At 43.6% G+C, this 21632-nt stretch carries 19 protein-coding genes; 10 read left to right on the top strand and 9 right to left on the bottom strand.

Annotation, left to right across the window (positions count from 1 at the left end):
* Positions 1 to 12: 12 nt before the first annotated feature.
* The 3 genes from deoA to deoD all read left to right on the top strand — a co-directional run bounded on the left by deoA (position 13) and on the right by deoD (position 3410).
* Positions 13 to 1359: a thymidine phosphorylase gene (gene deoA / locus A1QO_RS16395; protein ID WP_017035773.1), complete on the top strand. Its 1347-nt coding sequence runs from the start codon at positions 13 to 15 to the stop codon at positions 1357 to 1359.
* Positions 1360 to 1391: 32 nt separating this feature from the next.
* Positions 1392 to 2612 (top strand): phosphopentomutase, encoded by a 1221-nt coding sequence (locus A1QO_RS16390; protein ID WP_026026526.1) that lies wholly within the window; start codon positions 1392 to 1394, stop codon positions 2610 to 2612.
* Between the two features lie 78 nt (positions 2613 to 2690).
* The gene (gene deoD, locus A1QO_RS16385; protein ID WP_017040337.1) at positions 2691 to 3410 is read left to right on the top strand and encodes a purine-nucleoside phosphorylase; all 720 of its coding nucleotides are present in this window, start codon (positions 2691 to 2693) and stop codon (positions 3408 to 3410) included.
* A 180-nt stretch (positions 3411 to 3590) separates the two neighbouring features.
* Here the strand turns inward: deoD and A1QO_RS16380 are convergent, their stop codons facing one another.
* A complete protein-coding gene (locus A1QO_RS16380) occupies positions 3591 to 4193 on the bottom strand; it encodes a YtjB family periplasmic protein (RefSeq protein WP_017035770.1) in 603 nt (200 codons plus the stop codon).
* Between the two features lie 100 nt (positions 4194 to 4293).
* Between A1QO_RS16380 and serB the strand changes: the two genes are divergently transcribed.
* Positions 4294 to 5274, top strand: a complete 981-nt coding sequence (serB, locus tag A1QO_RS16375) for a phosphoserine phosphatase (RefSeq protein ID WP_017035769.1) — start codon at positions 4294 to 4296, stop codon at positions 5272 to 5274.
* Between the two features lie 200 nt (positions 5275 to 5474).
* Here serB and A1QO_RS16370 read toward each other — a convergent pair whose 3' ends face one another.
* Complete coding sequence (locus A1QO_RS16370) at positions 5475 to 7820, bottom strand: PilZ domain-containing protein (protein ID WP_017035768.1); 2346 nt, start codon at positions 7818 to 7820, stop codon at positions 5475 to 5477.
* A gap of 185 nt (positions 7821 to 8005) precedes the next feature.
* Here A1QO_RS16370 and radA point away from each other — a divergent pair, with 185 nt between their 5' ends.
* On the top strand, positions 8006 to 9385 hold the full coding sequence (gene radA, locus A1QO_RS16365; RefSeq protein ID WP_017037356.1) for a DNA repair protein RadA: 1380 nt from the start codon (positions 8006 to 8008) through the stop codon (positions 9383 to 9385).
* Positions 9386 to 9621: 236 nt separating this feature from the next.
* Positions 9622 to 11706, top strand: coding sequence for an elongation factor G (fusA, locus tag A1QO_RS16360; protein WP_017040336.1), 2085 nt, complete (start codon positions 9622 to 9624; stop codon positions 11704 to 11706).
* A gap of 181 nt (positions 11707 to 11887) precedes the next feature.
* Here fusA and A1QO_RS16355 read toward each other — a convergent pair whose 3' ends face one another.
* Both A1QO_RS16355 and A1QO_RS16350 read right to left on the bottom strand, forming a co-directional pair.
* Positions 11888 to 12100, bottom strand: coding sequence for a VF530 family DNA-binding protein (locus A1QO_RS16355; protein WP_017040335.1), 213 nt, complete (start codon positions 12098 to 12100; stop codon positions 11888 to 11890).
* Between the two features lie 101 nt (positions 12101 to 12201).
* Complete coding sequence (locus A1QO_RS16350) at positions 12202 to 13149, bottom strand: LysR substrate-binding domain-containing protein (protein WP_017040334.1); 948 nt, start codon at positions 13147 to 13149, stop codon at positions 12202 to 12204.
* Positions 13150 to 13254: 105 nt separating this feature from the next.
* Between A1QO_RS16350 and A1QO_RS16345 the strand changes: the two genes are divergently transcribed.
* Positions 13255 to 13461 carry a DUF1127 domain-containing protein gene (locus A1QO_RS16345; protein ID WP_017035763.1) on the top strand — a complete coding sequence of 69 codons (207 nt, stop codon included), beginning with the start codon at positions 13255 to 13257 and terminating at the stop codon, positions 13459 to 13461.
* A 128-nt stretch (positions 13462 to 13589) separates the two neighbouring features.
* Here A1QO_RS16345 and A1QO_RS16340 read toward each other — a convergent pair whose 3' ends face one another.
* Positions 13590 to 14495, bottom strand: coding sequence for a LysR substrate-binding domain-containing protein (locus tag A1QO_RS16340; RefSeq protein ID WP_017040333.1), 906 nt, complete (start codon positions 14493 to 14495; stop codon positions 13590 to 13592).
* A gap of 99 nt (positions 14496 to 14594) precedes the next feature.
* Here A1QO_RS16340 and A1QO_RS16335 point away from each other — a divergent pair, with 99 nt between their 5' ends.
* Complete coding sequence (locus A1QO_RS16335) at positions 14595 to 14786, top strand: hypothetical protein (RefSeq protein WP_017035761.1); 192 nt, start codon at positions 14595 to 14597, stop codon at positions 14784 to 14786.
* 48 nt (positions 14787 to 14834) lie between these two features.
* On the opposite strand, the gene A1QO_RS16330 is transcribed toward A1QO_RS16335, so the two are convergent.
* Positions 14835 to 16520: an AMP-binding protein gene (locus tag A1QO_RS16330; protein WP_017040332.1), complete on the bottom strand. Its 1686-nt coding sequence runs from the start codon at positions 16518 to 16520 to the stop codon at positions 14835 to 14837.
* Positions 16521 to 16863: 343 nt separating this feature from the next.
* Complete coding sequence (gene chrA / locus A1QO_RS16325; protein WP_017040331.1) at positions 16864 to 18030, bottom strand: chromate efflux transporter; 1167 nt, start codon at positions 18028 to 18030, stop codon at positions 16864 to 16866.
* A gap of 119 nt (positions 18031 to 18149) precedes the next feature.
* Here chrA and A1QO_RS16320 point away from each other — a divergent pair, with 119 nt between their 5' ends.
* Positions 18150 to 19073 (top strand): LysR family transcriptional regulator, encoded by a 924-nt coding sequence (locus A1QO_RS16320; RefSeq protein WP_017040330.1) that lies wholly within the window; start codon positions 18150 to 18152, stop codon positions 19071 to 19073.
* A gap of 25 nt (positions 19074 to 19098) precedes the next feature.
* Here the strand turns inward: A1QO_RS16320 and A1QO_RS16315 are convergent, their stop codons facing one another.
* Positions 19099 to 19470, bottom strand: coding sequence for a hypothetical protein (locus A1QO_RS16315; RefSeq protein WP_017040329.1), 372 nt, complete (start codon positions 19468 to 19470; stop codon positions 19099 to 19101).
* Between the two features lie 58 nt (positions 19471 to 19528).
* The gene (locus tag A1QO_RS16310; RefSeq protein WP_017035756.1) at positions 19529 to 20098 is read right to left on the bottom strand and encodes a gamma-glutamylcyclotransferase family protein; all 570 of its coding nucleotides are present in this window, start codon (positions 20096 to 20098) and stop codon (positions 19529 to 19531) included.
* A 270-nt stretch (positions 20099 to 20368) separates the two neighbouring features.
* On the opposite strand from A1QO_RS16310, the gene A1QO_RS16305 reads away from it, so the two are divergent.
* Positions 20369 to 21553, top strand: a complete 1185-nt coding sequence (locus A1QO_RS16305; RefSeq protein WP_017040328.1) for an NnrS family protein — start codon at positions 20369 to 20371, stop codon at positions 21551 to 21553.
* Positions 21554 to 21632: the final 79 nt, after the last annotated feature.

The raw sequence follows: 21632 nt of genomic DNA, 5'->3' as shown, positions 1-21632 counted from the left end.
TGGGAGATTCTAATGTCTAATATTAATCAAAACTACTTACCTCAAGAAATCATTCGTAAAAAGCGCGATAACGAAGTTCTGACAACGGATGAGATTAATTTTTTCATTCAAGGTGTGGCAAAAAATACCGTATCTGAAGGCCAAATTGCAGCATTTGCAATGGCGATATTCTTTAATGAAATGACGATGCCAGAGCGAATTGCTCTCACGTGTGCGATGCGTGATTCAGGCATGGTGATTGATTGGGCGCACATGAACTTCGATGGTCCAATTGTTGATAAACACTCAACCGGTGGTGTCGGCGATGTGACGTCATTAATGCTTGGCCCTATGGTGGCCGCATGTGGTGGGTTTGTTCCAATGATTTCTGGCCGCGGCCTTGGCCACACGGGAGGAACTTTAGACAAATTAGAGTCCATACCTGGTTATAACATTACTCCAACCAATGACGTGTTTGGTCAAGTGACTAAAGACGCTGGGGTGGCCATTATCGGTCAAACGGGGGATTTAGCTCCCGCAGATAAGCGTGTTTATGCCACGCGTGATATTACCGCAACCGTCGATAACATCTCGTTAATTACCGCTTCGATACTGTCGAAGAAACTAGCGGCAGGTTTAGATTCACTTGTGATGGATGTAAAAGTCGGCTCAGGTGCTTTTATGCCAACGTATGAAGCGTCGGAAGAACTGGCTAAATCTATCGTTGCCGTGGCTAATGGTGCCGGTACTAAAACAACCGCTATCCTTACCGATATGAACCAAGTTCTTGCCTCTTCAGCGGGCAATGCGCTTGAAGTGAGAGAAGCGGTGAGATTCCTAACGGGTGAATATCGTAATCCTCGCTTGCTCAATATTACATTGGCTTCTTGTGCTGAAATGTTGGTGTTGGGGAACCTTGCCGACAACAGTGAAGAGGCCCGAGAGAAATTGATGGCCGTTCTGGATAACGGCAAAGCCGCAGAATGCTTTGGTAAAATGGTTGCAGGCTTAGGCGGGCCAGAAGATTTTGTAGAAAATTATAATAACTACCTAGAAAGCGCAGAAATTATTAAACCTGTTTACGCACTTGAACGTGGTGTTGTATCAGCCATGGATACACGTGCAATCGGAATGGCCGTAGTTGGTATGGGCGGTGGACGTCGCGTAGCAACGGACAGCATCGATTACGCGGTGGGTTTTGATAATTTCATTCGCTTAGGTGACATTGCGGCAGATGATAAACCGTTAGCGGTTATCCATGCTCGTAATGAAGAGCAATGGCAAGAGGCCGCACAGGCACTTCAACGTGCAATTACGATTGGCGGAGACTATCAACCGACTCCAGATGTTTATCGTCAGATCCGTTCTGAAGACGTATGAAATCTGGTGAAGCGCATTTAATGGGTGAGAAAATGAAAAGAGCATTTATTTTAGTATTAGATTCATTTGGTATTGGTGAAACTGCCGATGCGGATAAGTTTGGTGATGTTGGTTCGGATACCATGGGCCATATTGCAGAGCAGTGCAGTAAAGGGCTAGCGGATAATGCCGATCGTAGTGGACCATTAAAACTGCCTAACCTGTCTAAGCTTGGTTTTGCGATGGCGCACAAAGAGTCGACCGGTAAGTTTGCTGCGGGTCTTGAAGGCAGTGTTGATGTGATTGGTGCTTACGGCCATGCCGCTGAGCTGTCATCAGGTAAAGATACGCCTTCAGGTCACTGGGAAATTGCTGGTGTTCCTGTGTTATTTGAATGGGGTTACTTTACAGATAAAGAAAACAGCTTTCCAACGGAGCTAACAGATCGCATTCTAAAACGTGCTGGTTTGTCTGGTTTCTTAGGCAATTGCCATGCATCAGGGACTCAGGTTCTTGATGACTTGGGCGAAGAGCACATGAAGACAGGTTTACCGATTTTCTATACATCAGGTGACTCGGTATTCCAAATCGCTTGTCATGAAGAGACGTTTGGTTTGGACAAGTTACTAGAGCTTTGCCAGATCGCTCGTGAAGAACTTGAAGAGTACAACATTGGCCGAGTGATTGCGCGACCATTTGTTGGTGCGAAAGCGGGCGAATTTGCTCGTACGGGTAACCGCCGAGACTTATCGGTAGAGCCACCGGCACCAACTGTGTTACAAAAACTGGTGGATGAAAAAGGCGGTCAAGTCCACTCTATTGGTAAAATCTCTGACATTTATGCGGGCTGCGGGATAACTCAGAAAACCAAAGCAACGGGAATTCCAGAGCTCTTCGAAGCAACAAAAGAAGCGATCAAAAAGGCTGGGGACAACACGATAGTCTTCACCAATTTTGTTGACTTTGATTCTGCATACGGGCACCGAAGAGATGTCGCAGGCTATGCGGCGGCTTTAGAGTACTTTGATGGGCGAATTAACGAAGTTATCGAGTTAATGCAAGAAGATGACATTCTTATTTTGACGGCAGATCATGGGTGTGATCCAACCTGGCCAGGCAGTGATCATACGCGTGAGCATATCCCCGTTATCGTTTATGGCCAAAAAGTACCAGCCGGTTCATTGGGCCTTAGAGATACGTTTGCTGACATAGGCCAAAGTTTGGCATCGTACTTTGAAACCTCTCCAATGGAATACGGTAAAAACTTTTTGTAATCATGGATTAGGGCTCTGTTGAAGAGCCCTTAACAATTGGATTAGCAATTCAAATAGAGATTGAAGAAGGAATAGATTATGGCAACGCCACATATTAATGCTGAAAAGGGTGACTTTGCAGATGTTGTTTTGATGCCGGGGGATCCACTGCGCGCTAAATACATTGCTGAGACTTTTTTAGATGATGCTGTTCAGGTCTGTGATGTTCGCAGTATGTATGGATACACCGGCACTTATAAAGGTCGTAAGATCTCGGTGATGGGGCATGGCATGGGAATTCCATCATGCTCTATATACGTAACAGAGCTGATTAAAGACTTCGGTGTTAAGAAGATAATACGCGTCGGAAGTTGTGGTGCGGTTAGCGAAGATATTAAAGTGCGTGATGTTGTGATTGGTATGGGCGCGTGCACAGACTCTAAAGTAAACCGTATTCGCTTTAAAGATCATGACTTCGCAGCCATCGCTGATTATAAAATGGTGAGAGCTGCTGAAGAGGCAGCAAAAGCACGTGGTATCGATGTCAAAGTCGGTAACCTGTTTTCAGCAGAACTCTTCTACACTCCTGACCCAGACATGTTCGACGTAATGGATAAATACGGAATTGTTGGCGTCGAAATGGAAGCGGCTGGAATTTATGGTGTGGCGGCAGAATATGGCGCCAAAGCGCTAGCAATCTGTACGGTATCGGATCACATCAAAACCGGTGAACAAACCACGTCAGATGAACGTGCAACCACATTTAATGAAATGATGGAAATTGCTTTGGATTCCGTTTTGCTAGGCGATGAAGACTAACCATTTTTTAGCATAAAATGAAAAAACCTCAGTTTGAACACTGAGGTTTTTTATTTGTATTTGTGCGGCTGTTTGTTTGGCAATGATTGATTCTACCCACGGCTTAGATCACGAACCTAAGTTCTGACCGTGGTTAAGTGCTTAAGGTAGTTAACTGTTATGTCAAAAGTATAATGATGATTATTGCCCACTGAGTAACAAGTTTTCACCCTTGTTCTTTCGTTTCTTTCTTATCAATATTGGCACTAATAGACCGCCAATAAAGCTCATCAATATCATCGTGTACATGTAACGATCACTTTTCCGGTAGTGGTGATCGGAAATGGCCGTGACTCGGCCTGTTTCAAAAGTAATACGAATAAACCCGATAATACTGGAATCATGCATAACAGGCTCGACGAGTTGCTGACGACCTATTCTTGCTGTAGATAATGGCGTATCAAGTCCGAGCACTTCTCTCGCCGTCAGTGCCTCATCGCTTGCAGCGAGTTTAATACCTTCGGTGCTGTAGAGTGTAGCGTCAAAGACCAGCGGGTTTTGCGCGAGTTGATTGGCGAGGGTTAATAGCTTCTCTTGATCTTCTTGCATCACCATTTCAGCGGCGGAAAGCGACGCTTGAGAGATTAATATCTTGGTGAGTGTTTCGAGTTGATTCTGTTGAATTCGTTCATTGCCTTGGCTTATTTTGACGCTATTGATGGCGATAACGGAAACCATGGCAAGCAGCATAAGCACAGCGATGGCCTTAACTGCTACTCGAAATGAAAATAATGATTGATTCATGGTATTCCTAAACAGAATTATTTTGCGTTCGTTAATATTGATACTTGCGTTTTCAAATTGCAATAGGGTAACGTTATGGAGTTATTTTAAGGATTAAAACATGGATACGTTAAAGACTCTACCAATCAGGCGACACACGACTCTTTTGAAGCGACTACCTGAAACTCGCTTTTCAAATCAGCAGGATAAAGCTAAAGCGAATTGGATTATCTTTGCTTCGCACCTTTCCCCTCAATATTTTGACGACATTGATACCTATACGGGTACATACACTCGAATTGTTGAAACTTGGAAAGTGGGTCATTACGAGGTGGCTTTGATGTCAGGAGCTCTGACTCAAGCACATCAAGATATCATTATTTCATTGGGGTTAGATTTTGCCCTTTTAGATGAACTCCCAGATATTTCTAGCCCTGGTTTGATCGTCATGGATATGGATTCAACCGCGATTCAAATCGAATGCATTGATGAGATTGCGATATTGGCAGGAGTGGGAGAAGAAGTGGCGGAAGTCACCGAACGAGCAATGCAAGGGGAACTCGATTTTGAGCAAAGTCTCCGTCAGCGAGTGGCTAAGCTAGCGGGGGCGAATGAATCTATTTTGGAATCTGTTCGTCAAAGCCTCCCGTTTATGCCAGATTTAAAAGAGCTAGTGACGACATTGAATGCATTAGGTTGGAAAACCGCCATTGCTTCAGGAGGATTTACCTATTTTTCTGATTATTTGCGCCAGGAGTTAAACCTTCATCATGCTCAATCTAACACCTTAGAGATTGTTGATGGCAAGCTAACAGGCCAGGTTATCGGTGATGTGGTTTCAGCTCAGACGAAAGCGGACATTTTATTTGAGCTGGCTGAAAAATATGACATCGAGATTCATAATACTGTTGCCGTGGGCGATGGGGCGAATGATCTGGTCATGATGAATGCGGCAGGGCTGGGTGTGGCTTACCATGCTAAACCTAAAGTAGAACAAGCTGCTCAGACTGCGGTTCGATTTGCCGGTCTTGGTGGTGTGCTGTGTATCCTATCTGCGGGTTTAGTCAAGCAACAAAAACTGAGCTGGCAGGCTAAGCCTTAATATTTCGTTGTTATTGGTGTGAACTAGGAATCGCGAGGGGAAATATCTTCGCGATTGCTTTTTCTAGTTGGCCTTGTTTTCTGTAGATTAAGGTTTTCTATAGATTAAAATGTCCTCTCTATATAAAGCTATTTATGCAGCCCCCACGTTGTCTCCACGAACCTACTTTGTTTTAGCGAACCGACCTTGTCTTCACGAAACTATTTAGTCAGCTCGAGTCTGACCAATACTTCCTCAGTAATATCAACGATTTCTCCGTAACCAACAGTAGCGCTAATTTCCTTTTCTAGTTTTCTTGCTTGATGCATGCTGATTTGGGTCAGTTCTTCAATATCCTGTTTAAGCAGGCTGGTTAAAGGTTCAAATATTGGAGCGCCGGATACTCTGAGCACGTAGAAATCTCCGACGGCCATTGCCTTCTTAATGAAAATTAATCTTTCTCTGATGTTCTCAAATTCACTGCTGAGTTTAGTCTGTAGTGATTGAATACGATGACCAAAAATGACGGCTGAGATGTAAATCTCATGGTATTGAGGGATAGCGCCTTCAATACGTTTCATTGGTACAGAAAGCAGTGTATTCATTCGGCCTTTGTAAATCGGTTCTAATGAAAATTGCTTCGCAATACCGAGGCGAGCCATCAACATCAAGTGAGGTGGAAGAGGATAATTAACACCAATCACCATTGGTACTAATGATCCTTTGATTTTCTCAACAAAAACAGGATTGCTCACCATTTTATCAAGCAGAATGTTATGCAGCCCTTCAAGCAATTCATTGCTGGGTAACAACTCTTTCTTTTTGGGTAGCTTAGCCTGATTATGTTTGATCAATCGATCAAAGAACGCGATCGTACTTAAATTACTCGTCGACTCATCAATGCTGAGTTGAATCTTTAAGTTGTCTGCACTAACTCGAATAATATGGTATTGAACGTCACTCAGTGGCAAGGACTTATCGTATAGTTGAAGCTCACGTAGATTGATGCTGCATGCTTCATTCGCTCGTAGTTCGCTAGGTTTATCTAATTGAATGCTCAAGCCATGTTTGGATAGATCGATGGTATGTCCAGTAATTGGGCTGTCTAGATCGATGGTTAGCTCAATGGGCGATTTAAAATGATAGCGAGGCTCTTTACGGCGAGATTTTGCATCAAAGTAGATAGAGGTCGGGTTTCCGGTGACACGACGAGTGTGCCTAAATCGATTGAGTGCTTTACTCGGTAGTTTCGGTTTCTCAGTAAAAAGATAATCAGCTGCGGAATCTGTATCGGATATTTCCTGGAGAATGCCGCAGTGAGACAGTGGCTCAGTGTCAATACCTAGCTCATTAGCGTGCTGTGATAGCTGTTGACATTCTGGATCTGAAAGCTCAAAAATAGAGAGCTTAAACGCCTTCCAGCTCTTTCTTTTCGCCCCAACATGCCAAAATAACTGGCGTTCTTCTCGGGTTGCTTCTGGCATCATCATTGAAAAAAACAGTGACTTTCCATCATGGTCATGAGTAAACGAATAAATGGTATTGCTACAACCACGGATTCCTTCTGTGGTTAACAAGGACATGCGCTGCTCGTGGAACAAAGATCCGAGGGCTTGCTGGTTTCGTTCGTCTTGCCAGTAGTTCCAAATGGGTAAGTTGTTCTCAGTCATCAAGACGAGCTTCAATTCATTGCCACTAAAAAACACCGGTAAATTACAGGTGTGTTTTAAATAGGTATGTTCGTAACCACGGGTGCGGGCGCGAATGATCTTATCTTGATTATCGTGACGCACTTTTTGTGCACTGTTCTGCAGCGATTCTTCAATGACTTTATCGACAACGTCGGAATCTGACAATTTGAGGGTTCGAATGAATTTAACGGCGTCATTTTCATAGCTATCGTCAATACCGACAATTCGGTAATCGAGCGGAAGATGGATATCTTCTACTTCAGAGGATTTTTGTAATTCAACAAATGAAACACGGATCAGTTCGCCCAGTTTATAATTAAATGCCGTTGGCACTTTGAACTTTGCACCGGAAGGCGACAGGTCGATACTTACGGCGTGAACAATCTGTTTGTTTTGTAGTTGAATCTCTACTTGAGAATACACCTTGAGACGGTTTTCTTGTCGCTTCAGGTCATACCCTAGAGTGATGGGTTCAACATGAAAAGGGGTGCTTTCAGCCGACAACTCTTTTTGAGTGGGAACCCCATTTTGTTTCATCACCCGAAAATTATTTTTGGTGTTGATCAGCGCTTCCCAAACGCCTTCAGTATAGCCTCTGAATTTTCTAACATTTTTGTGGTATGCGTTAAAGGCAACATCATCCAACCAGTGCTTCAGTCCGTCGAGTTCATATTCTCGGCATTCGCCCTGAACTCGTCCACGTAAGTCGATGGGTTTGGTGCAAGGGGCCATCACCCGGTTCAATTCCATCTTGACCAGCAACTTAGCCGACGGGGATTCATCTTCTGTCATTTGAGATAAAAGGTAGTCGAAATCCTCCGAATGATAAGCGGGGATGAGTCTCTCTGCGATAGATAGAATTTCAGATTGCTGCATAGTTTTCTGTTAAAGTACTCCGTTGCAATAACATCGACAGATTTACCAAAATCTTTAGCCTTTATGTTAATTTGGCTGACGATTATATAATGTTAAAAATCACTTAAGATGTCACATAGTTTAACAAAGGGTTCCATAGTTAGTTTAGTAAATTATGTGTTGTCAGTTTAGTAAATTGAGGAAACATGGCTAAGGCAAAGCGTGCATATGTTTGTAATGATTGTGGTGCGGATTTCCCTCGCTGGCAAGGCCAGTGCAATGCGTGTGGCGCTTGGAATACGATCACCGAGATTCGTATAGCGGCTTCACCAACGGTCGCTCGTAATGAGCGCTTGTCTGGTTATGCAGGAGCAGGTTCCGAATCAAAGGTGCAAGTTCTCTCTGAAATCGACTTGCAAGAAGTTCCACGATTTAGCAGCGGTTTCAAAGAATTTGATCGTGTACTCGGTGGTGGTGTGGTGCCTGGTGCCGCGATTTTGATTGGTGGTAATCCTGGGGCAGGTAAATCTACATTGTTACTTCAGACAATGTGTTTGCTTTCTGCTCAAATGCCGACGTTATACGTAACGGGCGAGGAGTCATTGCAACAAGTGGCTATGAGGGCTTCTCGTTTAGGATTGCCTAAAGAACATTTGAAGATGCTGTCAGAAACCAATGTCGATAAAATTTGTCAAATCGCCGAAAAAGAGCAGCCGAGAATTATGGTGATCGATTCCATTCAGGTGATGAATGTTGCCGATGTACAATCTTCGCCTGGCAGTATTGCTCAGGTGAGAGAGTCTGCGACCATGTTAACGCGTTACGCTAAGCAGAATAACGTTGCCGTGTTTATCGTGGGCCATGTGACCAAAGACGGTACGCTAGCGGGTCCTAAAGTACTTGAGCATATTATTGATTGTTCGGTGTTACTTGATGGTGGCGCTGATAGTCGCTTTAGAACCATGCGCAGCCATAAAAACCGTTTTGGCGCAGTTAATGAGTTAGGCGTATTTGCGATGACAGGGCAAGGCTTGAAAGAGGTGAGCAACCCGTCGGCTATCTTTTTGTCTCGCGGTGAAGAAGAAACGTCAGGCAGTTCAGTCATGGTGGTCTGGGAAGGCACTCGTCCACTTTTAGTGGAAATTCAGGCTCTTGTCGACTATTCACAGCTGGCTAACCCAAGAAGGGTGTCTGTTGGCTTGGATCAAAATCGACTGTCACTACTGCTAGCTGTATTGCATAAGCACGGCGGATTACAAATGGCCGATCAAGATGTGTTTGTCAACGTCGTTGGTGGCGTGAAAGTGGCAGAAACCAGTGCCGACTTGGCGTTGGTGGTGGCATTGCTATCTAGCTTTAAAGATAGACCGTTGCCAAAAGATGTCGTTGTCTTTGGTGAGGTGGGGCTTGCAGGAGAAATTCGCCCTGTACCCAGTGGGCAAGAACGCTTAATGGAAGCGTTTAAACACGGTTTTAAGCGAGCGATTATTCCCGCGGCGAATATGCCGAAAAACGGCATCCAAGGTATGCAACTCCACGGTGTTAAAAAATTGTCAGACGCCTTGGCTGCTTTTGATGAGTTATAAAACATATTCAACAATTAGGTTTGTAAATCAGAGCAAGTCAAAATAGACTATGCTCAATATCGCTTATCTAGAGTAGTAAATATAATAAAAATGTATCAATTGCATATTTATGATTGATTTTAGGTAAGCAGTAGCCTATAAAAGTTTTTTATCATCTCGTACACGCAAGGGTATCAGTCTTGACGGATTGTGGTATACTCTGCGCGCATTTTATATCCTATTAACAGAGTAAAACGATGACTGATTTATCAAAATACAGAAACATTGGTATTTTCGCGCACGTTGATGCGGGTAAAACCACTACAACTGAGCGTATCCTTAAACTTACTGGCCAGATCCACAAAACTGGTGAAGTTCATGATGGTGAATCGACTACCGATTTCATGGAACAGGAAGCTGAGCGCGGTATTACTATCCAGTCTGCAGCTGTAAGTTGTTTCTGGAATGACCACCGTCTAAACGTTATCGATACTCCTGGACACGTTGACTTCACCGTTGAAGTTTACCGTTCTCTAAAAGTACTAGACGGCGGTATCGGCGTATTCTGTGGTTCTGGTGGTGTTGAACCTCAATCAGAAACCAACTGGCGTTACGCTAACGAATCAGAAGTATCTCGTCTGATCTTCGTTAACAAACTAGACCGTATGGGTGCAGATTTCTTTAACGTTGTTGACCAAGTTAAAAACGTTCTAGGTGCAACTCCTCTAGTTATGGTTTTACCAATTGGCCGCGAAGATGACTTCGTTGGTGTTGTAGACCTATTAAGCCGTAAAGCTTACGTTTGGGATGACACTGGTCTTCCTGAAAACTACTCAGTTCAAGATGTTCCTGCGGACATGGTTGATGAAGTAGAGCAATACCGTGAAGAGCTAATCGAAACTGCTGTAGAGCAAGACGATGATCTAATGGAAGCTTACATGGAAGGTGAAGAGCCTTCTATCGAAGACATCAAACGTTGTATCCGTAAAGGTACTCGTGATATCGCATTCTTCCCAACGTTCTGTGGTTCTGCGTTCAAGAACAAAGGTATGCAACTTATCCTTGACGCTGTTGTAGATTACCTACCATCGCCAACTGAAGTTGACCCTCAACCTCTAATGGACGAAGAAGGCGAAGAAACGGGCGAGCACGCTATCGTTTCTACAGATGAAACATTCAAAGCGCTAGCATTCAAAATCATGGATGACCGCTTTGGTGCACTAACATTCGTCCGTATTTACTCTGGTAAACTAAACAAGGGTGACACTATCCTTAACTCGTTTACAGGTAAAACTGAGCGTGTTGGCCGTATGGTTGAGATGCAAGCTGATGACCGTAACGAACTGACTAGCGCACAAGCTGGTGACATCATTGCAATCGTTGGTATGAAAAACGTGCAAACTGGTCACACTCTATGTGATCCTAAGCACCCAGTAACACTTGAGCCAATGGTATTCCCAACGCCAGTAATCTCGATTGCTGTATCGCCAAAAGATAAAGGCGGTTCTGAGAAAATGGGTATCGCTATCGGTAAAATGGTTGCAGAAGATCCTTCTTTCCAAGTTGAGACTGACGAAGAGACAGGTGAAACTATCCTTAAAGGCATGGGTGAACTTCACCTAGACATTAAGGTCGATATCCTTAAGCGTACATACGGCGTTGACCTAACTGTAGGTGCTCCTCAAGTTGCTTACCGTGAAACTATTACTCAAGCAATTGAAGATAGCTACACGCACAAGAAGCAATCTGGTGGTTCTGGTCAATTCGGTAAAATCGATTACCGTATCAAGCCAGGTGAACCTGGTTCTGGTTTCTCATTCAAGTCTTCTGTAGTGGGCGGTAACGTTCCTAAAGAATTCTGGCCTGCAGTAGAAAAAGGCTTTGCTGGCATGATGGAGAACGGTGTTCTTGCTGGTTTCCCTACGCTAGACGTTGAAGTTGAACTATTCGATGGTGGCTTCCACGCAGTCGATTCATCTGCAATCGCATTTGAAATCGCAGCGAAAGGCGCATTCCGTCAATCTATGCCTAAAGCTGGCGCACAACTTCTTGAGCCAATCATGAACGTTGACGTGTTTACTCCAGACGATCACGTGGGTGATGTTATCGGTGACCTTAACCGTCGTCGTGGCATGATCAAAGATCAACAAGCTGGCGTAACTGGTGTACGTATTAAAGCTGATGTACCACTTTCAGAAATGTTTGGTTACATCGGTCACCTACGTACTATTACTTCAGGCCGTGGTCAATTCTCTATGGAATTCCTACAGTACTCTCCATGTCCAATGAACGTGGCAGAAGAAGTAATCGCTAAAGTTAAAGAAGAAAACGCTAAGAAATAATCGTTTCATTCTCTAACTAAAAAGCCCTACTAGTGAAAGCTAGTGGGGCTTTTTGTTTTCTACAGTTTGTCACTTTTTCACGGCTCGATACCTTTCACTGCTTGGTACTTTTCACAGATCGGTACTGGTATTTTTCATCTTCCACATATTGCGACTTTGTGCGAGCCGAAAGTGATCACATTTAGCGCTTTAGATCTACGTAGATCTGCTCTACTTTAGCGCGAGCCCATTCTGTTTTACGCAGAAATTTAAGGCTAGATTTAATGCTCGGATCACTCTTGAAACAGTTGATATTAACCATCTGGCTGAGTCTCTCCCAGCCATAGTGTTCCACGAGTTCTGTGAGCAGTTTTTGCAGTGTAATGCCATGAAGTGGATTATTGTCTTGTGTCATTCGATACCAATTTCTCAATATGTAGTAGTCATCATCCTCAGAAGTCGCTGAGATGACTAGGGTGTCGGCTTCTAATCAGACAGTATAGCAATTATTGTGAATTAGTTTTGTTTCCATTTTAAAGAGTAGTCGCTTTCTTTAATAATGAGTTTCTCGTTATCTAATTGAGAGAAAATCCGAATTTGTTGTTTGATCCACTGCTCAAACTGCAGGATTTTTTCACGGCGAAAGTAACCAGCGGGGGCACATAGGTAGTAGCTAAATCTAGGCTTGAGTGCGATGTTCCCAATTCTAACCAGTTTCCCTTCCTCGATGTAGCGTCTGGCTAGACTATGTTTTACCAAGGCAACCCCTTGGACAGAGAGAGCCCCCTCGAGTACAAAGTGAGATCCATCGTACTGCAACGTGGATTGGCCTGCTTTCACTTCTACAGTGTCTAACCAGAGCTTCCAATCCATATCTGGCCAGCGGTCTTCAATTAATTCCGCCTTATACAAATCTTCAATACCATAAATGGTCTTTTTTTCTTGATAAATAGGGTGGCAAACCGGATAGACGACTTCATCCATCAGCCAACGACTTTCAACATTTTTATAATTTCCTTCACCATAACGTATACAAATATCAACACTAGAATCCAGGAATGAAACCAATTGATTACTCGGTTCAATGAGCATTGATAGCTCTGGATGTGCTTCTTTAAATTGACCGATTCGGGGAACGAGCCAGTGCTGCGCAAACGAGGGGAGGGTAGAAATCGACAGCTGTGTTGGGTTGGGATCTTGATTAACTTGGCGTATACCATCTTGCAAATGGGCAAAGCCTTTTTTAGCTTGGAGGTAAAGAATTTCACCTTCGTGAGTTAATACGACTTGCCGGTGCTGACGAATAAATAGGTCTGTTTCTAACCACTCTTCTAGCAACCTAATTTGTTGGCTAATCGCAGCGGGGGTTACAAATAACTGAGTGGCTGCGGCTTTGAAACTGCCAAGTTCTGCAGCGGTATAAAAATAATAGATTCCTTGAAAAGGAGGCATTCGCTCATTCACATTAGTTTTCCTTAACTCATTGCTAATTTCAATCGTTTGTCTGGTTAACAATAATGGTTAATTATTCAGCTTGTCAATTAGGTTAATCAACGGAGATAAAGAGATATGGATACTTCAATTACTATTACATCAAGCCCCCGTCGTTATTCGTTGAGTCGCTTGGTTAAGTTCATCTTCATCAAAGTGACGGTTTGGAATGAGCTATCTTGTTCAAGAAAAAGATTGGCAGAGCTTCCTAAGCATTTACTTGAAGATGTTGGTTTAACCAAAGAGCAAGCCCAAATCGAATCCAGAAAGCCGTTTTGGCAATGAGTCAGTTTAATCGCATGTCTCTCTTTTTACTCGGTAAAACTCGGGTTAGAAAGAGTGACACTAACGGCTTAGTTTGAAGGTGGGTGCTTTATTTCTATTTTCATTGCAACAAGCATGGACAGCGTCGGTTAGGTTTTTAATAGGTCGGATACTTCTTCATGTAGCCACTCAGTAAACGCAGCAATGCGTTCCTTCCTCGGTGAGGCAGGATCAAAGCATAGGTTTACTTGAACACCTGGTGTCATCCCAATATTAAACGGCTTAACGAGTAGACCGCGTTCTATAAAATCACCAGCAAGACTGTCCGTTGCAAGGCAAACACCATGACCCGCCATGACTGTGGTTAATCCCATATCAAAGGTACCCACTTCCATCCACTGAATGGCATTAGCTTGAGTCGAGATGTTGGCTTGCCTAAACCATTCCTCCCAAGGGAAACAACCGCTATCAAACTGAATCAGCCAACATTTGAGGAGTTGTTCAGGTGATGTGAAGTTCAAAGAGTTTGCGAGTTCAGGTGAACAAAAAGGGTACACGGGTTCGTTGATGAGCATCTCCAGTGCCAAGCCGTCTTCAACACATAGATCTTCGCCTTGGCGAATGGCTACATCAATCTCACCGTGCTTTAAATTGGGAGTATCACACCCTGTGAGTACCTTAATTGGGATCTCTGGGTGTCTTACTGAGAACTTCCACAACCTTGGCAATAACCAGCGTGAAGCAAAAGAAGGGGGGCTTCTAACGACAAGCAATCCTTGGATTGGCTCTGACTTGATCTTGTTTAACCCTAATAAAATTTCGTTAAACCCACCCGAAACATGGCTAAAAAGCGTGCGACCTGCATGTGTGAGAGCCATTTCTCGGCCTTTACGAACGAAAAGTTTACAACCAACTTGTTCTTCTAATTGTCGTATTTTCTGGCTGACAGCGGCTTGGCTGACAAAGAGTTCATCTGCAGCTTTACTGTAACTGCTTAAACGAGCCGCAACTTCGAAGTAACGTAGACCTGAAAGGTGGCGTAGTCGATTGTCCATAACTTCTACTTATAATCAATGTAAATAATGGTTGTTCGCATATCGAACAGGTTGTTTTCATAATAACGACAGAACGGTGGCAAGTACAGGTGTGGAATGATGGAAGCGTTAATCGGTTGGACAAAGATATTTGGTACTAAGTTGTTTAAAAATAAGCGCATTAAGGGCGGTGAGGTTATTGGGGCGCGGAATGAAATATTGTGTACAGAGCAATTGAGCCGTCGAGTAAAAGAGGACCTAGGGCTAGAATCCGAGAACAATGATGCTTCAGACTATACTAAATATTTATAATTAGAGCTTATAAAAAAAGGAGCCGTAATGGCTCCCTGTCGATTTTAATTACTCTTCCCAAACCACGAATTTGTCTTTAGGCCAATTTGCTCCTACCTCATGGTATTTTTGCTCTAACACATGTCGTTTAATCTTGAGTGTTGGAGTCAGAATATTATTCTCAATACTCCACGGCTCTTTGATCATTAACACGCCTTTGATTTTTTCGTGTGAGGCCAGCTGAGCGTTCATTTTTTCAATCACTCTTTTGGTTGTGCGCTCATAACGTTCCTTGTCAAAATTAGGGAAGTCATGTGGCACGACGAGTAATATTGGCCCTGGAAGCCCCAGACCGATAAGGCACATCATCTCAACTCTGCTGTATTCGAAGAGTTTTTTCTCGATAGGAACTGGTGCGACAAACTTCCCTTTTGCGGTTTTGAAGGTGTCTTTTTTGCGCCCTTGAATAGAAAGATAACCTTCAGAGTCAATAGAGCCGATATCACCAGTGTGCAGCCATCCTTCATCATCAAACGACTCTTTGGTCGCAATATCATTTTTGTAGTAACCTGAAAATATGCCTTTACCGCGCACCATGATTTCACTGTCTTTGGCAATTTTCAGTTCAATCCCAGGACCTGCGTTACCCACAGTACCAATCTTGTCTTCTCTGAACGGGTGATTAATCGTGCTATAGGCGAAGGACTCCGTCATTCCCCATGCTTCGGTAATGTTTAATCCAATACTGTGGTACCAATCGAGTAAAGCCGCTGAAACAGGGGCCGATCCACACCCGAGTACTCTGGCTTGATCAAGCCCTAATCCATCGGCTAGCTTCTTCTTAATGAGCGTGCTGACGAACGGAATTTTGAGTAGAAGATTCATCTTGCGTGGTGGCAGCTTGTCTTGAATGCGTTGCTGGAACAGTGTCCACAGTCTAGGGACTGAAATAAACAGTGTTGGCCGCTGCATTTTTACATCTTCGATAAAGGTATCTAACGACTCTGGGAATGCGGTTTGTACACCACCTGCAATAGAGCACCCAAAGATATACACTCGTTCAGTAATGTGCGCGAGCGGAAGGTAAGAAAACAGTCGGTCACCGCCTTGAATGCCTATATGGTTGATCAGTTGTTCAACCGACCAACTAAACGCGCCATAGGTCAGCATCGCCCCTTTAGGTTGCCCGGATGTGCCAGAGGTGTAAACCAATGACATCAGTTTGTCGTCGCAATGTTCAGGGCGAAGTGTTGACGGCTCAGACGAGGCAATCAGTTCTTCAAATTGGTGTTGGCAGTCAGGTGCACTATCGTAAGGGAGAGCAATACTGATGAGGTGTGGTTGGCTAGCAAGAACCTGTTGCGTTGCTTTAGAGTCATCTAATTTCCCAGCAATGATGAATTTACTCTCACTGTGAGTTGCACAATACTCGATGGTATCGGCCCCTGCGGTTGGAAAAATAGGCACACTCACAAAGTCGCCAAGCATGATCGCCAAATCACAGATAAACCACTCTGCACAGTTCTTTGATATTAGCGCGATTTTATCACCAGGCTTAGCTCCTAATGTATTCAATGCACCGACAAGGCGTAGCGCTTTATCGGCGACTTCAGCGTAAGTGAACTCAACAAACTGGCGATTGATGATCTGCTTTAAGTACACTTCATTGGGGCGCTCTTGAGCCCATTTCAAAATGAGTTCGTTTGGTGGGGGAAGAGTGCAGGTTGGTTTGGATATTTGATCAGGCTGAATCATTCTCTAACTCCATGTAATAGCAAATGATGTAATTATTATTATGTTAATTTAATGTTAACCATTAGTTAACATTAGCATGTTAGTGAGTTGAGTTAAAAGTTAACCGCGCCTTTTTAGGTGATTAGAGTGATCTATCTAATAAAACTGCCTGAAAACATAGAGAGAAACTTTTATTGTATTCTTAGATATGGGTGGAATTAGCCGCCTTAGAGCTCATTATATTGGCACTGAGTAGCTATCATCATATTTTTTGTAAGCGTTAGTTTCCAGGCTACTGTGATTGGTTGCTAGATGTAACGTTGATGTTCTTAGCCTGGAAGTATTCTACTTTCTATTCATTGAATCAACTTAGTGGAATTAAACCTGCCCCACCAATACCCCCGGATAGAGCAAAGAAAACAACCATCCAAACAATAGGCAATTTGATTTGTTTTAAAAGAAATAGACCTATGACGATTAATGCCATATCCAACCCATTGAAAACAGCACTGGTAAATACAGGTTGGTATAGAGCCGCAATCAGCAAACCCACCACCGAAGCATTTACGCCACTGATTGCCCCTGATACGCTTGGTTTACTGGCCAACTGCTGCCAGTTTTTCAGTACCCCAAGTAGCAACAAGAATCCAGGTAAGAAAACAGCAACAGTGGCAACAATGGCACCGATAATAGGGCTTTCAGGCAGCATTTCGTAGCCAATATAAGTCGCAAAGGTAAACATTGGCCCAGGGACGGCTTGAGCGGCAGCATAGCCAGTGAGAAAAGAATCAGAGCTTAATTGGTCGCCGACAATATTTTGCAGCAGTGGAAGTACGACATGGCCGCCGCCAAATACCAAGCTCCCCGCTTGGAAAAAGTCACCAAATAGAGCAATACTCTGGATCGTACCGAACAAGTAAGGCGTAACAAAAGGCATTGCAAGGAATACAACAAACAGGGCCAACGGCCAGATTGATGGCTTGAATGGCGACGAAGCATCCAAGTTCGGTCTTGCTAAGTACTTCACCCCAATGAATGCCGATATTAATAACACTAGAATTTGGGTTGAAATATTGGGCATAACCAAGAGCGCGACGGCTGTTGCTATACAGAGTGCGACGGTTAACGTCTGCTGGCAAAAGTTTTTATACATTCCCCAAGCCGCGTCCGCGACAACCACAACGGCAAGCAGCTTCAGACCATGAATGACATGTTGAAATAAGGAATGTTCAGTCAATTGACTACTCAGAGTCGCGAGCGCAAGCATCATAAAGATAGAAGGCAAAGTGAACCCCAAAAAGGCCATGCATGCGCCGCCTATTCCTCCTCGTTTATAGCCGATAGCAAACCCAACTTGGCTAGAACCAGGGCCTGGTAAAAACTGGCTAAGCGCGACGATTTGTGCGTATTCTTGATCGTCTAACCATTTTCGTTTTTCCACAAATGCATTACGAAAATAGCCAATGTGAGCCGCGGGGCCACCAAAACTTATCCAACCTAGAGCAAAGAAGATTTTAAAAATAGATAACATCATTTATCTCGACATGATTTGTTGACTAAATAGATTCTGCAACACTGTATTGAATGTACTAAAATGATTCAAATTAATAGTTTTAATCATAATCATGAACAATATGGGATAGTGGGCTAGTGAGTGAAATAAACTGGAAAAACATCGATTTAAATTTATTGGTCACCTTTTCACAGTTGTATCAGTACCGCAGTGTCAGCCTAGCAGCCGAAAAGAGCTTTGTCAGTCAGTCTGCGATGAGCCATAGTCTGTCACGCTTGAGGGGCCTTTTTGACGACAGACTATTTGAACGAAAAGGGCACAAAATGGAACCCACGGAGTATGCTCATCATGTTGCTCCTGTTATTTCTCGACTGCTGGGCTCGATTTCATCGGAGCTTTTGGCCAAAGAGCGATTTGACCCTGAAAAATATGGCGGAGTGTGCAGCATAGGGTTAACCGACTACGCTGAGTTTATTTATGCGCCCGTCCTTTATGATGCGATTCGCCATAGTGCGCCTAAAGCACAGGTCAGTTTTATCAATGTAAATAGAAACAATTACATCAAAGTCGTAGAGCAAGAAAAACTGGATGCGGTGATTGGCAGTGTGATTCAAGTTGATGAGCAATTCGAATCGCAAAAGCTCTATACTGAAAAGCACGTGTGTTTGTATGATCCGCTTCAGGTTGATGTAGCAGGCAAACTATCGGTCGACGCGTTTTCACATATTGATCATGCACTTGTTAGCCCAGATGGTGTGCTTTCAACACAGGTGGATAAACGACTTGAAGCCCTGGGGTGCAATCGCCAAGTGACTGTTGCATCACGCAATTTCCTTACCATCCGCAGTTTACTTAAAGGTCGTCGTTTGGTCGCTATTGTGCCTGAGCTTATGGCAAAAACAGATGCGTTTAATGACCATTTAACGACGACACCACCGCCCATTGAGGTGCCAGATTTTGACATATCGTTACTGTGGAGGGTGAGCAAGCAGAAAGACGATAAAAACCTCTGGTTACGCACCCTTATTTGTCAGGTTGTAAAGGCACATAACATGATTTAGTCAGCGCGTACTGCATGGCTTAGTTTCAGTTAATCATTCGGTCGCCGAGGAAGTAAGCACTGATAACTAAGCCTAATACATAAAAGAAATTCTCTTGCGCACTCCAAACATAGACTCGTTGCCAATTTGCAATGGCCGCAAAGGTAAATAGGCTCATGACGAGCATCGTACACAGTGGGGTGACGATGCTGAAAGTAGACCAGAAAGAGAGTCGATGATTTTTAAATAAAGTCAGACCAAGACAAAAGACAATAATCACAGCACAAACAAAGAGTCGCTTCGAATCATACAGCCAAAGCGATGCCCCGCGAGTCATCACGGTATTAAAGCTAAAAAATAGACAACCGATAAAAATACCAGAAAGCAGTATACTATTGGGTAACTGTGCTTGTTTCATACACCCTTAATAAGCATTGCTTGTTATAAAAGTGTAGACCAAACTTAACGGACTTATTTTAGATAATGTGGGTCAGTAGTGCGTCGATGGTTTGGTGATGTTCAGGTTTAACACCCGCTAGATTGCCATATTTAGGGGCATGTCGATCATTTTCAATTGGGAAATGCCAACCAATGGTATGGTCAATAAAATTCTTAGCAAAAGTGTCGGAGATCTCTAAACATCCCGCTAATACCGTATCGACATAGGTCAGCATAATCGGGCTTAATGAGCAGGGTGGCTCTGGTTTGTCTTTCACGTAGACCCAAATAACGGAATCGTCTTCGAGTTGCACGTCGTTTGAAGAGAGAGTGATCACGTCTACTTGCTTTGGATTGATCTGAATGCGATGGTAACCTCGTTCTCGGCGATCAAAATCAGCCAATGCGATGTCATCAATTTTTAGCAAGACTCCGTTCACTTTCCCTTCACCTTCATTGACAACAAGGGGAGACAAAATATAACTGTCGTCAATTTTTCCCCAATACCTAACCAATCCATTCACATTAACAGGGATGGTTTTCCCTGTTTGTCCGGTTAACTTTCTTGAGGCTGAGTTCATTAAGCTACCATAGCCAAAAATGTACATTGATTCTCTCCTTCGTTATACATTGATATTGCTCATTCGACGCTATCACGTCTTATTCTAAATGACGAATTTCCACGAGGTCAAAAATGATTGATAGAGTCACAATGACATAAAATCAACGTGTCACTATGACTCTTTTTATTCTTGGTCTGTTACTTACCCTGTTGAATGATAAAGCATCTAAGATTGGCTCGATAAATGCTATCTATTTATCACTATCATTATTCACACCGTTTACTTTGTCAGTCGCAAAGTTGTTTAGGAGTTGATTTGCTCAATATTACCGATAAAAAAGTAGAAGAAGCGATACCTGCTTATTTGCGTTTAGGTTTTCGTCCGTTTTTTTTGCTGGGAAGTGTGTACGCTGTCATTGCAATCGCAGTTTGGGTTTGGATGCTTCAAACTGGCCAACCGCAAGCGCTGAGGGTTCCCTCTCTTTGGTGGCATGTGCATGAAATGTTGTTTGGTTTTGCTATGGCAATTGTGGTGGGTTTTGTACTGACTGCCGTGCAAAACTGGACGGGAATAAATGGCACTAAACACCATCGCTTAGCGATATTAGTGCTGCTCTGGTTATTACCAAGAGTGTTGTTTTGGACACCTGCTCCTCTTTGGTTGGTGTCTAGCATTGAAGCTCTGTTTCTAGCGTTTGCAGCCTTTGAAATTGCTACTCGGGTTGTTAAAGCGAAAGGGTGGCGCAACCTATTCTTCGTACCATTGTTTATTCTTGCTATTGCCGCCAATTTCGCGAGCTATGCGACGATCAAGGGATTACCACCGTTCCCATCGTCTGCGGTTTGGCAAGCGATGTTGTGGTGGTTTGCCATACTGTTGTCTGTGATGGGAGGACGGGTCATCCCATTTTTTACCGCGAGACGCTTCAATTTTGGAAAATCACAGCCACTTGCTTGGTTAGAGTGGGGGGCCAATGTGCCTTTGGCGGGGTTGTTTATTCTCAGTTTTTTCCCATTAACGTTTGCTCAACTAGGCCAACCGTTAATGATGATTGCAGGGGGAGCCCAGTTAGTGCGCGTTATGCGTTGGAAGCCTTGGTTAACCTTAAGTGAGCCTTTAGTCTGGTCGTTGCATGTCGCGTACTTGTGTCTGCCTGTCAGTTTGATATTACGCGGCCTGATGCAAAACCCGTTTGTTAGCCACAGCCTCATACACTTGTTTGCCATTGGCGCTTTGGCTGGCGTTATTTTGGCCATGATTGCGCGAGTCACTATGGGTCATACCGGACGTGACATTTACGAAGGACCCAATATGACGGTCGCGTTTGTTGCAGTAGTGATGGCGGCGTTAATTCGAAGCGTGGGCGTGTCATTCTTCCCTGAACAGTTCATGATGATGGTCAATATTAGCGGTGGGTTATGGATCTTGGCATTCTCGATGTACATCGTCCGATTTGGTCATATGTTACTGAAACCGAGAATTGATGGTCATCCAGGGTAACGACATGACTTTTATTTGTTGAAATAAAGATTTTGTGAAATAAAGGCTTAACAGGTTAAAGATGTTAAGCCTTTATCGT

Source organism: Vibrio genomosp. F10 str. ZF-129 (genome assembly GCF_000287055.2).
In the GTDB taxonomy this organism is placed as follows: Bacteria; Pseudomonadota; Gammaproteobacteria; order Enterobacterales; family Vibrionaceae; genus Vibrio.
The sequence above is the reverse complement of the archived record's forward strand: the minus strand, read 5'-3'. Positions and strand labels throughout refer to the sequence as shown.